At 59.6% G+C, this 15,637-nt stretch carries 11 protein-coding genes; 5 read left to right on the top strand and 6 right to left on the bottom strand.

Annotated features, from left to right (window positions below):
- The first annotated feature begins 325 nt into the window (after nucleotides 1-325).
- Entirely contained in the window at nucleotides 326-868 is a 543-nt protein-coding gene (locus JJT62_RS17745) for a hypothetical protein (protein WP_202074113.1), read from the top strand.
- Between the two features lie 309 nt (nucleotides 869-1,177).
- Nucleotides 1,178-2,740, top strand: coding sequence for a globin-coupled sensor protein (locus JJT62_RS17750; RefSeq protein WP_246744984.1), 1,563 nt, complete (start codon nucleotides 1,178-1,180; stop codon nucleotides 2,738-2,740).
- A gap of 202 nt (nucleotides 2,741-2,942) precedes the next feature.
- Here the strand turns inward: JJT62_RS17750 and JJT62_RS17755 are convergent, their stop codons facing one another.
- The 3 genes from JJT62_RS17755 to JJT62_RS17765 all read right to left on the bottom strand — a co-directional run bounded on the left by JJT62_RS17755 (nucleotide 2,943) and on the right by JJT62_RS17765 (nucleotide 6,104).
- Nucleotides 2,943-4,853: a methyl-accepting chemotaxis protein gene (locus JJT62_RS17755; RefSeq protein WP_246744977.1), complete on the bottom strand. Its 1,911-nt coding sequence runs from the start codon at nucleotides 4,851-4,853 to the stop codon at nucleotides 2,943-2,945.
- Between the two features lie 251 nt (nucleotides 4,854-5,104).
- On the bottom strand, nucleotides 5,105-5,359 hold the full coding sequence (locus JJT62_RS17760) for a hypothetical protein (RefSeq protein ID WP_202074115.1): 255 nt from the start codon (nucleotides 5,357-5,359) through the stop codon (nucleotides 5,105-5,107).
- A 550-nt stretch (nucleotides 5,360-5,909) separates the two neighbouring features.
- Nucleotides 5,910-6,104: a hypothetical protein gene (locus tag JJT62_RS17765; protein WP_202074116.1), complete on the bottom strand. Its 195-nt coding sequence runs from the start codon at nucleotides 6,102-6,104 to the stop codon at nucleotides 5,910-5,912.
- Nucleotides 6,105-6,356: 252 nt separating this feature from the next.
- Between JJT62_RS17765 and rfbD the strand changes: the two genes are divergently transcribed.
- The gene (gene rfbD, locus JJT62_RS17770) at nucleotides 6,357-7,244 is read left to right on the top strand and encodes a dTDP-4-dehydrorhamnose reductase (RefSeq protein WP_202074117.1); all 888 of its coding nucleotides are present in this window, start codon (nucleotides 6,357-6,359) and stop codon (nucleotides 7,242-7,244) included.
- A 5-nt stretch (nucleotides 7,245-7,249) separates the two neighbouring features.
- Here rfbD and JJT62_RS17775 read toward each other — a convergent pair whose 3' ends face one another.
- Nucleotides 7,250-9,580 carry a rhamnan synthesis F family protein gene (locus JJT62_RS17775; RefSeq protein ID WP_246744978.1) on the bottom strand — a complete coding sequence of 777 codons (2,331 nt, stop codon included), beginning with the start codon at nucleotides 9,578-9,580 and terminating at the stop codon, nucleotides 7,250-7,252.
- Between the two features lie 224 nt (nucleotides 9,581-9,804).
- On the opposite strand from JJT62_RS17775, the gene JJT62_RS17780 reads away from it, so the two are divergent.
- Both JJT62_RS17780 and JJT62_RS17785 read left to right on the top strand, forming a co-directional pair.
- Nucleotides 9,805-10,458, top strand: coding sequence for an ABC transporter ATP-binding protein (locus JJT62_RS17780; RefSeq protein WP_202074119.1), 654 nt, complete (start codon nucleotides 9,805-9,807; stop codon nucleotides 10,456-10,458).
- A gap of 211 nt (nucleotides 10,459-10,669) precedes the next feature.
- The gene (locus JJT62_RS17785; protein ID WP_246744979.1) at nucleotides 10,670-11,737 is read left to right on the top strand and encodes a hypothetical protein; all 1,068 of its coding nucleotides are present in this window, start codon (nucleotides 10,670-10,672) and stop codon (nucleotides 11,735-11,737) included.
- Between the two features lie 247 nt (nucleotides 11,738-11,984).
- On the opposite strand, the gene JJT62_RS17790 is transcribed toward JJT62_RS17785, so the two are convergent.
- On the bottom strand, nucleotides 11,985-13,232 hold the full coding sequence (locus JJT62_RS17790; RefSeq protein WP_246744980.1) for a hypothetical protein: 1,248 nt from the start codon (nucleotides 13,230-13,232) through the stop codon (nucleotides 11,985-11,987).
- A 177-nt stretch (nucleotides 13,233-13,409) separates the two neighbouring features.
- The gene (locus tag JJT62_RS17795; protein ID WP_202074121.1) at nucleotides 13,410-15,488 is read right to left on the bottom strand and encodes a glycosyltransferase; all 2,079 of its coding nucleotides are present in this window, start codon (nucleotides 15,486-15,488) and stop codon (nucleotides 13,410-13,412) included.
- Between the last annotated feature and the right edge of the window lie 149 nt (nucleotides 15,489-15,637).

A 15,637-nucleotide genomic window follows, 5' to 3' on the forward strand; every position in this document is an offset into this window, starting at 1 on the left:
GGCGCTTATCGTCCGAGCGACTCATAAAAGGAGCCTGGAACGATGGCCGCCTTCATGGCGGCGCATGTGATCGAGGGCGAAGCAAGCGCGCTTCTCGACAACGATCTCCGCAAGCCCATTTAGGCGACGATCTCTTAATACTTTGTTTAACACAAAAAGGAGATTCTTCTCGCATTCGCAGTTGCTCGATTCTCGCGAGCTTTCGCGAAACTTGCGAGGGATCGGCGAAGAGCGAACTCGATCGTTCAACACGCCGCGACAGCGCGACGCCAGTAAACAACAATAGTGATTCTTTTGTCCTGAACCAGAGGCTGTGAGAGCCGCCATGCAACGACCCGCGTCTTCTTCCAATCAAAATTCGCCCAAGAAAAAAATTGCCAAGATCGGCCGCAAACAAGCGCCGCTCGCGGAACGCGCTCTGCATGTCGCGACAGTCGCGCTCGCTGTCGGCGCGACAGCTTTCGCGGCGGAGATGATCAGCGTTTCCGATCGCATCCCTACTTTCGCCGGGTCGGAGCATTTGATGATCTTCGCGCGGCCGTCCACCATCGCGGCTCGGCGCAACCAGGAAAACCCGGCGCTGGTCGTCGCGAACAAAAATGGCATCGATTACAGCCCGGTCGGAGGCGTCGGAAAAAACCCGGCGCCCATGCGAAATGGTCCGATCGATTACAAGCTGATCGAGGCCGACCAGAATTGGGCTCTCATCCGCGATCCTCGCGGATCGATTATGCGCGTTTCGAAGGGAGAGTTCGTGTCGGGTCTCGGCAAAATCGAGGACATTGTCAGGAAGAACGACCGCTGGACCGTCGTCACGCCGCGGGGCGTCATCGCAGAGAACTCGGCGTCAGGATCGAAAGAAAACTGAACAACGCTCGGACTTATCGGTCTGCCTCGTAAAAGTGCGCCGAAAACTGCCCCTTTCATAAAAACAGTGCATTCATATGATAAATATCAACATTTTCGCTTAAATTTACGGCGATTTGCACACTTATTTACTGGTTGGATACCAGTAGGTGTTTTTACCTAGATTAGGCATGACGCCTCCCTGCCGCCGAATGCAATCGGTTTCCGTTTACCAGCCGCGCGCAAGGACGCAGCGCGGCTTTCCCTTCATGTGGAAGAGGCGTTTATGGCCCAGTCTCCAGCCCCCCAGACCACCGTTTCGTCGATATCGATGGATGAACGCCTCACGTTCATTGGCATAGACGAGCGCTCGAAAACACGGTTGCGAGAACTGAAGCCTCTTTTGAGCGTCGCCCTCGACCAGGCTCTGACGGTCTTCTACGACAAGGTGCGCGCGACCCCGGAAACACGGCAATTTTTCTCCGACAACCAGCATATGGCTGCCGCCAAAACCCGCCAGCAGCAGCACTGGGGTCTGATTGTCGAAGCGCAATTTGGCGACTCTTACGCGCAAGCCGTGCGCGCGGTCGGCAAGGCGCATGCGCGGTTGGGCCTGGAGCCGCGGTGGTATATCGGCGGATACGCCGTCATTCTGGAGCGGCTCATTCATGACGTCGTCAAGGACCGCTGGCCGAGGTTCGTTTTCCGCGGCCAGAATGTCGCCGAAGGCATGGCGGAAGCGATAACGAGCCTGGTGAAGGCGACCTTTCTCGACATGGATCTTTCCATTTCGGTCTATCTCGAAGAGCTGGAGGCAAGACGCCGCCAGCAAGAGGAGCTTCGCGCCGCCGAGGAAAAGAATCGGTCCGAGGCGCTGGCGGCGATGAGCTACGCGCTCGAGCAACTCGCTAACGGAAATCTCGAAATCGGCATCGACGCCAATCTATCGCCGGAGTTCGAGAAGATCAAAACCGAATTCAATCACACGGTCGAAAAACTGCGCGAAGCTTTCGGCATGGTTTCTGCGTCGGTTTCGGTTATCGAAAGCGCGACCAACGAAATCGGCGCCGCGGCCGAAGATCTGTCTCGCCGCACGGAGTCTCAAGCCGCGGGGCTGGAAGAATCGTCGGCGGCGCTCGCCGAAGTGACCACGACGGTCAAAGCAACGGCCGCCAGCACGCAGAACGCCAACGAAATTGTCGCGGCGACGAAGTCCGACGCGGAAAAGGGCGGCGAAATTATCGTCTCGGCCATCGACGCTATGGGGCAGATCGAAAAGGCGTCGAAAGACATCGGCCAGATCATCGGCGTCATCGACGAGATTGCCTTCCAAACGAATCTGCTTGCATTGAACGCTGGCGTCGAGGCCGCGCGCGCAGGCGAAGCCGGCAGGGGCTTCGCGGTGGTCGCCTCCGAAGTGCGCGCCCTCGCCCAGCGCTCCGCCGACGCCGCCAAGGAGATCAAGGGACTGATCGCCGCCTCCAATTCGGCGGTCGAACAGGGCGCCAATCTCGTCGGACAGACGGGCCGGGCTTTGAAGGCGATCGTGTCTCAGGTGGGCGAAGTCGCGACGGTGGTCGGCACGATCGCCGATGGCACAAGAGAGCAGGCATTGGCGCTGAGTCAGGTGACGGAAGCCATCAATCAGATGGACCAGATGACGCAGCATAACGCGGCCATGGTCGAGGAAACGACCGCAGCGACGAAAAACATGGGCCAGGAAACCGAACGGCTGGCGGCGGCCGTCCGGCGCTTCAACATCGGAAAGCCGATTGCGGCGCACGCCGCTCCCAGACCTCCGGCGCGCAAACCCGCCAAACCGGCGTTGAAGACGCGCGGCTCAGCGGCGCTCGCCGAACCCAGATATGAGGAAGAGAGCTGGGAAGAGTTCTGATCAAACCGCCGCGGTTTGAAGCGGAAACGAGCAAAAGCCCGTCTAAAAAAGAGGAAAGACCAGCGCACGGAGCTCCGCGCGCTGGTCTTTTTCTTATCCGACTTTTCGAAGGTGTCGCTCCGGGCAAACGGAAAGAAGGACGGGCGAAATCCCGGAGGCCGCGACTGCCACACTGGAAACCCAATCAAAAGCGGATCCCGTATTAAAACTCCGTCCAGTCCACTTCATCTGGCTCTTGAACGCGGAGCTTGCGCGCCGTCGCGCCCGAGACAACGGCATGGTCGCGCGCCCGCCTGTTCTCCCGGAACGCGGGCGCATGCGCGCTTTGATGCAGTCGGAAACTTCCAACCGAGCGCGCCAATTCATCCGCCTCGTGCCGGAGACTATGGCTCGCCGCCGTGGTCTCTTCCACCATGGCGGCGTTCCTCTGCGTATCCTGATCCATCTGTCCGACGGCGACATTGATCTGTCGGATTGCCGCGGCGCCTTCCGCGGCGCCGGCGGCGATCTCGGACACCATCGAGCTGATCGACACCACTTCCGAGGCGATGCGCTCCAAAGCGGCGCCAGTGGAGACGACGAGCTCGACCCCATCTGCGACCTCCGTCTTGGAGGATAGGATCAGTCCTTTTATTTCTTTCGCCGCTTCCGCCGATCGCTGTGCGAGCGCGCGCACTTCCGACGCGACAACAGCAAATCCCCTGCCCGCTTCGCCGGCTCTCGCGGCCTCGACGCCAGCGTTGAGCGCCAGCAGATTCGTTTGGAAGGAAATCTCGTCGATGAGCCCGATGATACTCGCGATATCGGTCGATGATTTCTCGATGCGCGCCATCGCTTCGGTCGCGCTTTGGACGACGGCGCCGCTGTTTTGCGCCTCTGATTTCGCGCGCGCGACAATATCCTGGGCGCGTTTCGCGGCGTCCGAGTTGCGGCTGACGGCGGTCATGACCTCCTGCAATGCAGCGGCGGTTTGCTCGAGACTTGCCGCCTGTTGCTCCGTGCGCCTCGACAGATCATCAGCGGCCGAAGCGATTTCCGCGGTCGAGGAAGAGATAACTCCGGCGCCGTCACGCACCTTCGTGAGCGCCGATTCCAGCGCTTCCAGCGCGGAATTGAAATCCGCCGTCAAGCGTCGATATGCTGCTGGGACCTCTTCGCTCAATCGGAAAGAGAGGTCGTGATCGGCGATTTTCGAAAGCCCTGCTCCCAGCGTCTCGATAAGAATTTCTTGTTCGGCGGCGACGGCCGCCCGCTCGGCGTCGCTGCGCGCGCGTTCGGCTTCCAGTATCGCCTGCTGTTCCGCCGCCTGATGCTGCGCCTGCAATCTCTCCTTGGCGATGAGGCGGAATTTTCGATAGACGATCCCAAGCCGGCCGATTTCGTCGGTTCGACCGGCCTCATAGACGTCATAGTTGAGATCGCCTTCCACGAGGCGCGAGAAGGTGAATGTGATCCAGTCTAAGGGCTGCGTCGCCCAACGCCGCGCCAACCAGCAAGCCAGCGCCGCCGTCGTTATGATCGTGCCAATCGCCATGAGCGCGGCGATCTGCGCCCACGTGCGCAGCGCCTCCAGAGCGAGGCCGGCGTTCGCCTTATTTCTGTCGATACGTTTGCGAAGCGCGTCGACTTCGCCCCTCGTATTGTCCACCGCCATCTGCACCGAAAGCGCAAGCTGGTCGAATTTCAGCTTTCCGTCAGCGGGCGCGGTGGCGTCGCTCGTCTTTGCGCTTTCGGCGGCTTTTGCGGCGAAAGCGTAGATGTTTTTTTCAGCCTGGGTCAGGACGCGGACAAGATCCGGACTGTCCAGAACCTTGGCGGCCTCCAAGGCGCCTTTGACGTGAAGAGAGAATCGCTTGGAATGCGCGCCGAAGTCCCGGAAAGCGTTCTCGAGCCCCTCCGGATGACGAGACGCCATGAAATCGACGAGGGAAAGCCGCGCCTGGGCGATGTCATATCTTGCGCTTTGCAGCATCTCGACGAGCTGCGCAAATAGCCTGTCGGTTTTCGCCTGGCTTTGCTCTCGGTCCGCGGAGGCCGTCGCTTCCTGCCTGAGGACAAGAAACGCATATGAGGAAGCCGAAAGGTCGAGCAGCGCCATAACGAGGAAAAGCATGAGCGCCGCTCGCGAAAGAGTCCCCGCGAGTGAACGGCGCAAAGCGGAAAACGTGCCGGCGGCGTTAGAGGCCATAGTTGGCTTATCCCTCATAGGAAGGCCTCCTCAGACGAAGGCGTCGGCCAGGTAGGAAAAGGCGGCTGGGGGAGACGCCACTGGATCGGCGTCGCGAAGAAGACGGCGCCACCGTCGTTATCCATCAGACGTGCAATTCGACGAAAGATCCGCCGTAAACGCCGGCATTGATGCGCTTACGGGGAATAGGCGCGGATCCGCTGAGTCACGTTTTCCACCGGCCCCTCGACAATGCGCTTTTCGATCGCCTTCGCGGCAGAATCCGCGTCGCTCTGATTTTTATTCTCGACGGTCGGCGCGTCGGAGCCGTAAATCTCGGACATCTCGTCGATGAATTTCTTCATGGCCTGAACGGCCCGATACTCGGGCATCTTGCTCAATTCGTCGATCATCTGCTGACGCATCTGCTTCAACTGGGCGATCGTTTGCATAGGAGGACCCCTTCGAGAATCTGACAGCCAATCATACCGAAGGGCCCTCGCGCGAGGCTTACCCCGCAGGGACTTTAACTCCTCAGAGATTTTCTGGGCCTAGTGTCGATGCGCACGAGTTGGAGGAGTAGGCGCATGCCGTCTTTTGGGCATATCCGACAGAATGTCGAGAAACAGCGCTGCGCGACGGACCTCGACCGGGCCGGGCATTTCGCGGGGCTTTGGAACGCGAGCCTGGAGATTTTCGAGACGCGCGCCCCCTCCGGACGGATGGAGCAGGTTCAGTGGGTGCGCGCCCTTGGGAAAATAGCGACCGGTTTCGATGGGCCGCGATCGGAAATGGAAGCAAAAGCGCGCCAAGACTTTCGGGCGCTATGCCGGCTGAATATGGCGGCGCTTCACACGAGATTGCCAGAGGCGGCAGTCGGCTTGCGTCAAATGGCGCAAGCGACAGCGCTGGTTGTTCCCGATCGCGTGAGCGCGCATCTCATAGCGGACCAGATTGCGCGGAGTCTGGGCCCTCGCAAAACCGCGTGACCCCGAGCAGCGATTACGCGCTTTCGCACACCAGCCGCGCCAGAGCAAAACGCACCAGTTCCGACGCTGCTGCGTCGTCGATCAAATCCATCGCCTCGAAAAGGACGAGAATAGCGGCTTGCTTGCGATCGAGCGGCTCGGCGGCGGACCGAATCACGTCGCCAGGATTGCGCGCGGCGCGAAGCGCCCGAGTCTTACGCGTGGTCATGCGTCTCTCCTTATTCAATTACTCAACACGTTAACGATTAATTAACCAAGCTTGCGCGGACCTGTCGTCAAGACGATTCGTCGCAAGCGTGAAGGTTGCGACGCCCAGCTAGATACAGATCAACATTTTGATTTTATTGCGTCTTCTAAGAGAACGCCGCACCACGGGCGGCTCGTTGGCGCGAGCCGCCGCGCGGTGCTAGTTTCCCCGCCAGAATGTCGAGAGGCATCGAAGCTCAAGGAGATGCGGCCCATGACCCTCCGTCTCGCCGTCACCGGCCTCAAAGGTCAGGTCGTCAGCGCTTTGATCGAGCGGGCGCCGAAGGACGTCGAGATTATCGCGCTGGGAAGACCGCAATTCGATCTCGAGATGCGCACCGCCGTGCTCGCGGGTCTGCGCCACGCGCGTTGCAACGCAATCATTAACGCCGCGGCTTATACGGCCGTCGACAAGGCGGAGAGCGAGCCCGATCTCGCGATGCGGATCAATGGCGAGGGGGCGGGCCATGTCGCAGAGGCCGCCGCCGAGCTTGGCGTCCCCTTGCTGCATCTCTCGACCGATTATGTCTTCGACGGCGCGCTCGGCCGGCCCTATCGTGAGGACGATCCAACCGGGCCAACGGGCGCCTATGGGCGCTCCAAGCTCCTGGGCGAAGAAAAGATCGCCGCGACTCACGGCGACCACGCCATCTTGCGCACGGCATGGGTTTACAGTCCCTATGGCGCGAATTTCGTCAAAACCATGCTGCGCCTGGGCGAATCGCGCGACGAGATCAGCGTCGTCGCGGATCAGCTCGGTAATCCCACGAGCGCTATCGACATCGCCGACGCGCTGGTCCTCATCGCGCGCCGCCTTGTCAGCGACAATTCGACGTCCTTACGCGGGATATTCCATCTCACCGGCCAGGGCGACGCGAGCTGGGCCGATATGGCGGAGGCGACTTTTGCGGCGGCGGAGAGGTACGGCCGCAAGCCTGTGCGCGTCGCGCGGATCACAACCGCGGATTACCCGACGCCCGCGCGCCGACCGGCGAATTCGCGACTCGACAATGAGAAGCTCGCCGCCCGTTATGGCGTAACCCTGCCGCCTTGGCGCGAATCCCTGGAAAATTGCGTCGCCCGCCTGCTGCGGACGCCGTAACACAATCATACCCGCAATGCCCGCAGTCGCTCGGCAAAGGCGGGGATTTCGAAAGGCTGCTTGATCTCCACCACTGCTTTCGGCGTAACGCGTCCCGTCGCCTCCCCGATACGTGGCTCCGCCTGCGCGACCGCAGCCTCTATGGCGTCCGCCAGGGACGCTGGCTCGAGCGGATCGAGCGAGTCGATGTTATCGAAACGGCTCTCGAGGTTCTTGCCCTCGAAGGAATTGGTGATGGTGAGCAGACCGGCCTCGGCCATCTCGAGCGGCGGATAGCTTGGATGCGGCGAGAGCATCAGCGACACACCGACGCTCGCACGACTGAGATAGCCGGCATAATCCTCCAGGCTCGCCTTGCCGCCGACTGTTGCGTTCTGAACGGGATAGACGAGCGTGTCCGGAAATTCTTCGCCAAGGAAGACGAGCCGCCAGCGACTCGCCCGAATTGGATCGCGCTGCTGCCAGCGAAAAAGCGCGTCGCAGACAAGTTCGAACGCATTCCGGTTCACATTCGGCCGGCCGTAGATGAGGATGAGACGTTCGCGCGGCGCCGGGCGCAAAGCCGCTGAAATGGCGGTATTCATTTGATAGGGGACGCAATAGGCCTCCCCGAAGGCATGCTTTGCTTGCATTACCGAGAAAAGCTCCTCGGAATTGATGATGGCGATTGTACGCGCGCCATGCCGGTACGTCGCTTCGGCCAAGGCGGAGCGGGAACTGCGCCCCTGGAAATAGGGCTCGTCATCCTGAATGAGATAGACAAAAGGAAGTTCGCCGCCGAAGAGGCGGGCGCGATCGCGCTCGAGATCGAGCGCGAATAAGGCCGTCCACCATGCGGTCGCGATGAAAATATCGTTCGCCCGCACATCCAGCCTGCCGCCATCGCGCTCATAGGCGTCGACCAGGAGACGGCGGCCGAGGTCGAGGCTCCCAGCGTGCGGTACCGCCTCGTAGTCCGAGAACCTCGTATAGCCTTCAGGCTCTATGTCGGCGTCCGTCGCAATAATGCGGCGGTCATAATCTTCACCGAGCGCGTCGGCGATCTCCGTGAAGAGCTTTATCGCCGTTGCGACGCCGCCGAAAATCTGCTGCGGGTTGACGGTAGGGGTCAGGAGATTGAGCCGGGGCCGGGCGTTGCGGGAGGGATAGGAGAGGAGCGGCTTTATTTCGACGATACCGCGGTCCTGCGGCCGCAGCCCATTGTCGACATTGCCGAGGCAGGGCTGGAAGACCTTCAGCCGGTGCGTTGGCAGGTCGTCCGGACTTTGCACGGTCAAGAGCGTCTGCGGCATGGGGTAGAGGTCGCGGCGTGCGACCTTGAGCCATTCGAACCCCTGCGACTCGGCGATCATCAGCAGGCAGCGCTCGATCGCATGGGCGAGCGTGCCGTCGACATGGCCGCCTTCCTCGGGGAAATCCTCGAAACCGAGATCGAGGTCGAGCAGAGGGCGAAAGGCGGCGCTGCGGCCCCAAAACATGGAGCCCGACGGAAACTCCAGCACCATGTTTTTATCGACCTCGACGCCCATACGCCTCATCAGCCCGCGCGCAAGATCGTAATCATAGCCCCAGTTCAATATGCCCCGCAGCTCGAATAGATGTTGCGCAAAGACGACGCCGATCTTCGGATCTTCGAAAAGCGCGAGGTTCGAACGCACGATCTCCGGCGAGCCGAGAAGATGGTCCAAGAGATAATCGCACCAACGCGCCAGGGCCTCGCCGCCATGGGGCGATCGCTTAGTGTGGAGATGAATGAAGAGGTTGTAATTCGCATAGACGTCACGGAAGCCGAAGAATTTTGCGGCAATGTCGCGGCCCCTGTTCGGGGTGATGCGAATGTCCGTCTTCCCCTTCCGCCAACAGCGGCACGCTTCCTCGATCTCGCGCCTTTTTTCCTCGGTATCCGTTGAGACGAACAGATCTACCGAACCGGGAATATTCTCCAGCCTCTCCAGAACGAGCGGCAGAAGCTCCGGATAGAAGGCGTGGACAATCGCGGCGATCGCGCCTTGGCGCGCGCAGGGCTCGAAGGCGAAGGGAATCTCGAGGGCGAAATCCATTTCGTTCGAGGGCCTGCGCGAGGGCACGACGCCATCGGGCTTGGTGAGCTCATAGCTATGGTAATAAGTGATCGCCCGTTCACGGAGTGCATCGTTGATAGGGTTTCGGCGGCGGCCCAGCGGCGGGTCATAGGTCGCGGCGGTCTGTCGAAGAACGGCGCCGATGGTCGTCCTCACACCATGCTCGCGCAAGAAATGCGGCCCGTCGCGGAGAATATCCTTGGGAGCGAGAAAAACCCCCACCGACGAATCGATGAGCTTGGCAGCCTCCCGCATCGCCGCGCCATAAAGGGCAACGAGACCGCGGCTGGTCAAAATGATATAGCCGTTCCGCAAGTGCCTGCGGACTGCCTGAAAAGTCGTTTCTTGCTTCATGCCTTCTGTCTACTCTAGCTTTGGCGGCAATGGCCAGCGTAGAAGAGGGGAGCGGGCCGCCTTCGATTAGCCGAAAAGGGGGCTCAAATTGCTCAACTCGGAATCGCTTCGACCTTTGCCGCGACATGATCAAACTCGAGAATGTTTTCAAATATTACAGGTCGAGCGGACATCGGAAGATCGTCCTCAATCACGTCACATTGGATTTCAAGCCTGGGCGTAGCTATGGCGTTCTCGGCGTGAACGGCGCTGGCAAATCGACTTTGATCAGACTCCTGGCTGGAAACGAGCTGCCAAATGGCGGCCGCATCGTCCGCAACGCCCGAATTTCCTGGCCGCTCGGCTTCGCCGGCGTCATGCATCCGTTGATCAGCGGCCGGGAAAACGTCAAATTCATCGCGCGCGTCTACGGCCAGGACCCACGCAAAGTTATGAGCTTTGTCGAGGACTTCGCCGAAGTTGGGGCCTATATGGATGCGGCGGTCTCGACTTACTCGTCGGGCATGATGGCGCGTCTCGCTTTTGGCCTCTCGCTCGCAATCGATTTCGAGTGCTATCTGATCGACGAAGTGACGGCCGTCGGCGACGCGCGCTTCGCCGCGCGATGTAAGGAAGAGTTTTCCAGGCGGCGGAAAAAAGCCGACATCATCATGGTGTCGCATTCGATGTCGACCATCACGGAATATTGCGACCACGGGATCGTTCTGGCGGGCGGGCAGATGCATGTCTTCCGCAATGTCGACGACGCCATCGACCTGTATAAGAAGCTCAATGCCTGACCCTGCAATGACCAAAGGCGCCGCCGCTCGGCAAGTTGGCCTGCCCGGGCCCCGCGAACCCATAAGCCCCGACGAAGCCGGCCGGATTGCAACATCCATCTCTCGGGCCTTGCGCCGCGCGGCCAATCGCTCTCGTTCGCCGACAAGCATGATCGCAGGCGGCGGCGGCTTTGCCGCACGCCGTGGCGAAAGAGCTTTCCAGAAAGGGCTTTTGTTCAGCTTTGTCCTGCTGGTGCTGGCGCCGCTGCTCGGCGCGTCGCTCTATTGGGGCCTGATCGCGAGCAAACAATATGTGACGACGGCGAAATTCTCGCTTCAGTCCGCCGATAGCGCCTCGTGGACGGCGCTGGGGGTCAGCAGCCGGAATGAAAAACAGGTTCAAGAGTCTCAGGCCATCGCCAAATACATCACGAGCCGCGCCGTCATCGAGATTATCGACAAAAAGATCGGTTTAAAAAAAATGTTCTCCCGTCCCGACGTCGATTATCTCTCTCGTTTCGACCCGGACGACCCCATCGAAAAGCTCGAGAAATATTGGAAAAAGAAGGTCGAGGCCACGGTCGACGTCATGTCCGGCATCATTGCGGTCGATGTCCGCGCCTTCACGCCGGAGGACTCGCTTCTTATCACGCGGAATATTGTGGAATTATCAGAGAAGCTTGTGAACGAGCTTTCAACCCGCTTGCGCCAAGACGCGCTTTCGAAAGCCCGTTACGAGCTCACGCGCGCCGAAGAGCGTGTGAAGGCTGCGACTGTGAGCCTACGCGACGCACGCAATGCTGAAGGCGTTCTCGATGCGACGTCTGCAGCACAGGCGGTCAACAAAATCGTTACGCAGCTCAGACTCAATCTCGCACGCGCGGAAGAAAGCCTTGCCCTACAATCTGGCGCGGCTGCGACGGACTCTCCTCAAGTGAAGCTGCTCACCACGCGCATCGAGAATCTTAAAAAACAAATCGAGGACTACACGGCTCAGATTGCGAGTAAAGAGAACAGCAACTCTATGGCGGGACACGCGGTCATCCTGTCCGAGCGCCAGGTCGATCTTGCTCTCGCGCAACAACAATACGCTTTGGCTGCAACCGCCTATGAGTCGGCGCGCATCGACGTCGATCGGCAGCAAACCTATCTGGCGCTTTTCCTCCGCCCGACGCTTGCCGAGAAATCGATTTATCCACGCCGCTGGCTCGAGTGGTCGATTATTGTTTTTCCATCGGCTCTGGGATGGGCGCTTCTGGCTGGCGTCGCTTTCCTCGTGCGAGACCATATGGCGCATTGAAGAAGCCCGGTCGGCAAGTGTTGGCCTCTCCAAGCGCCGCGGCGACCGTTGGTTCGCCCAGGCATCACTCGCTATTGCCTGTGTCGTCGCCACCATGTGCTATCCGTTTGAACAGGTCGCATGGGGAATGTCTTTCTCGGCGGGCTGAAAGCCCGACCGGGAATCCGGAGCCACAAAAACGCTGATCGGCTCTGGATTTCCGGTCGATCGTTCGAGCGAGCGGCGGGAATGATCGCATGCGGATATATTAAATCATCTGATCCTCAAAAAGCGCGACCATCAGCGAAACGATTGCCCAGACAACCAGCAGAGAAACAAACATCAGCAACGTACTGCCGATGACTCTCGGATAAGTCGCGGATTCTGGCAGGCTCGGCGCGACGATCGTCACAAGATAGAGCTGCTGACGTTGGAGGTCTTGTCGCGCTTGCTCATAGGCCGTCACGGAGATCGAATACATCCGCTCGGCAAATTGCTCCTCCAGCTTCACCCGCTCGTAACCGGCGATTTGAGACGAGACGGCCTCCGCCCCCTGGTCGTCCGTCAGCTTCTTTTTCAGTTCGGCCAGTTGCTTATCAATCGCGGCAAGACGCGTCTGCTGGAGACGTTGGCTCGGCGCATCGGCGGATAAGGACGTAGAAGTCGTCGACAGGGCGTTCAAAAGGTCGATTCGATCGAGCGTCAGCTTGCCGATCATCTCCCCCAGACTGGTTGCCCGAGAGGCCGGATCAATTAGGAGATTCTGATTACGGAATTGCAAAACCCTCTCACGCGCCTCCGCAAGCTTCTCACGCGAGAGCTTGACTTCGCTTTCGGCGCGCGCGAGCGCATCGTTGCGGTTCCGGAGAGTTATCCTGTTGATGAGCTCTTCGCTCAGCCTGATGACGTCCTTGGTCAGATCCAAGGAATCCTGCGGGTGGAAAGCATCGATCCGCAGAGTGAGGATGCCAGAGACGCCATCGACGCTCGCCTGTATATGGTTGAGCCAATATTTCCAGAGATCTTCGAGGTTGATATCGGAAGAAATCCGGGAGAAAAAATCCACGTCGGCCCCGCCGAATTTTTTCTCGAAATAGCCTTTGCCGCCGAGATCGAGCAAAATTGCCCGGCTCTTGATGTAATTCAGCACCATGTAGGAGTTCTGCGTATCCTTCGACGATCCCCCGGCGCCGCCTGTCATACTGGCCATAATCGATGCGGCGTCAGTCCCACGCGTTTCTTTCTTTTGCGCTTCCCGGACGGTAAGACGCGCCTCTGAAACATACTGATCGGATTGCCATAGGGCCGCATAGAACCAGTAGATAACGGTCGGCAGGATAACGAACGCAAGGAAGCTTCGGCGCAGTAAACCGCCGCCCCTGGCGTTTGCAAAGGCCTCCGACACGAGGTCGACGCCCTGTGACAGGGCGGGAAGCTTGTTTTTGATCTCACCACCCAAATTCTGGAGATCTCTGCGCGGCAGGCGCCTCGCAACGACGTCACGCGCCTCCTTCATCCATCCCAACATTGGGGTCTTAGGGCGCATTTGGTTCGTCATCTCCAAGAGATTGCCGGCGGTAATCCAACGCAGGCGGATAGGGCGCGGGCCGTGACGCATCGACCATGAACAGCATGCCGCCAACGCCCGAAAGGCGGGGGAAAATACGAGCCGCGCCGCTTCGGCGCAAGCGAGTCACGGCAGAGCCGCTTTGGCCGCATATAGCGATAGAGCGGGGTGGAAATATGGATCGTCACGAATAACCGCCCGCCAGCGTTCCACGAAAAAACGCCTTTCCTTGGCGTAAACCTTCTGAAGCCGCAGCCCGCCGCCACGGCTCGCGGATTGATGGTGCACGAGGACGGCTTCGGCATTGCAGATTGTCCGCCAGCCCCGCTCTCCCAGACGAAGGCAAAGATCGACATCGTTCAAGTCGATTGGCAGATTAACCGCGTCGAAACCGCCGACCGCATCGAATTTGCGACGTTCGACCATCAGACACGCGCCGGTGACCGCCGAAACCTCGTGCGGAACGCGATTTCGCTCCATCCACCCGGGGGCCTGGGCGTGTAGCCCGGCTCCAAAATGCCCTGCAACCCCGCCCATGCCGAGGAGAACGCCGACATGTTGGACCCGTTGATCGGGATAAAGAAGCTTCGCGCCCACCGCCCCAATGTCCTTCTGGATTGCGAAATAAAGCAATCGTTCGATCCAGTCGGGCGTCATCACGCATGTGTCATTGTTCAAGAAAAGCAGAACATCGCCTTCGACGGCATTTGCGCCGGCGTTGCTCAGCGCAGAAAAGTTGAATGCGCCCGGCTGCTTGAGAATTGATAAGCGAGGCTCGGCAGCCTCCATTTGCGCCATCAGATCAAGGGTCCGCGGGTCGCGGCTATCATTATCGACAACCACCACCTTGTAGTTCGAGTAGCTTGTTCTGTTGAAAAGACTCTCCAGACAGACTTGCAGAAGGTCGGCGCGGTCTCTGGTTGGGATAACAACGCCCACGCAAGCCGATTGCCTTCCGTAAATCGCATCGGGAGCCTTCGCAGGACGAAACTTCCCGCCCGCGGGTGCGAGTCCAAAGAGCGGCCGCCTGATCGATCCAACTTTTGCCGTTTGTGCGCTCAATGCGTTGTCGAAGATCGCCTCTGCGCCATCGGATATCGTTAAGCCGGCGCTCGACGCGATGGAGCTCGCGAAAAAGGCGGATCTTCCGACGTAAGGCGCGAAGGCTTGCAGCGTCGGGCTCCAACCCGGCTTGAGAACAGGTCGTTGGCCCGTTTCATCCGCGTAAACAATAGTGTGGTCGGGATATCGCTCGAGGTGGCGCGCACAGCTTTCGAGAGCGTTTCCAGCCAGAATATCGCCCGCATGCAAGGCGGTGAGGTAATCAGACGATAGGGGAGGCTCATCTCCCTGCATTATTTTGAAATCGGATTTATCGAGCCAGGCGGCGAGGGTTCGCTCCGCCATTGGATCCAGCGGCGCGCCATGAAAGATCGTCCGCCAGTTTGAGTAGGATTGTCGCGCGATCGACGTGCAGGTTTTGTCGATCGCAGAGACGCTCGCCCCGGTGATATCGACGTATAATGAGAATGCGAGCTGACCACACCTTAGCTGGGGGCGGCTGTCGGTCCCCTCGCGTCGCCGGCGCCAGTTTTCATAGTGCGAAAATGGTTCCGAGCCGAGGGCCCAACGCCAATTGAGCTCGGCTTCTTGCTCGAGGCCTACCATGCCCGCGGAGACTGCGAAGAACACCCGCTTCGGCGAATGGCGCGCTCGCTTCAGCAACTCGAGAAGATTCGGTTTCCTTATGTCGATAATCTCGAAGTCGAATCTACCTTTTCGATTCGTTGGACTGATCCAGACGCTGCTAAAATCGCTCGGCGTATGACCAAGCCACGCGCCGACGCCGTCGTAAGGAGCGGGCAAGATGTGATCTCGGTAGTCTCCGTCCTTCAACCAGAAACGGAGAACCGGGCGAACCGGCGGTTCACAAGGATCTGCGGCGTAGCGCAGGGACAGAAACCTGCCGCCGGAACGAAGGTCGACATCGGGAAGCCCGAGCCATGGTTCGGCGCTCGTCGCGTTGAGGAAGCCATCCTCCAAAACAACGTCCCTGCAAATGCGCAGAGGAATGGCCGAGGGCTTTAAGTCGGTTTTCAAGGGCGCCAGGGAGCTTTTTAGGGGGCGAGACGCGATGGCCGAACCTGGACAAAGCAGGATAATGGCAAAGAATTTCTTGCTGTCCCACTGGGTGCGACAGAACATCCGTTTACCCGGCCCCCAGCGATGCGTCAATAATTGCGACGCGAGGCCAAGAACGCAATTGAAGGATTTCTGAGTTGGGTTTTTCGCCCTACGGGCTTGGATGCGGGGGCAGGATTTGAACCTGCGACCTTCAGGTTATGAGCCTGACG

Source organism: Methylocystis sp. Sn-Cys (assembly GCF_016745395.1).
Taxonomy (GTDB): Bacteria; Pseudomonadota; Alphaproteobacteria; order Rhizobiales; family Beijerinckiaceae; genus Methylocystis; species Methylocystis iwaonis.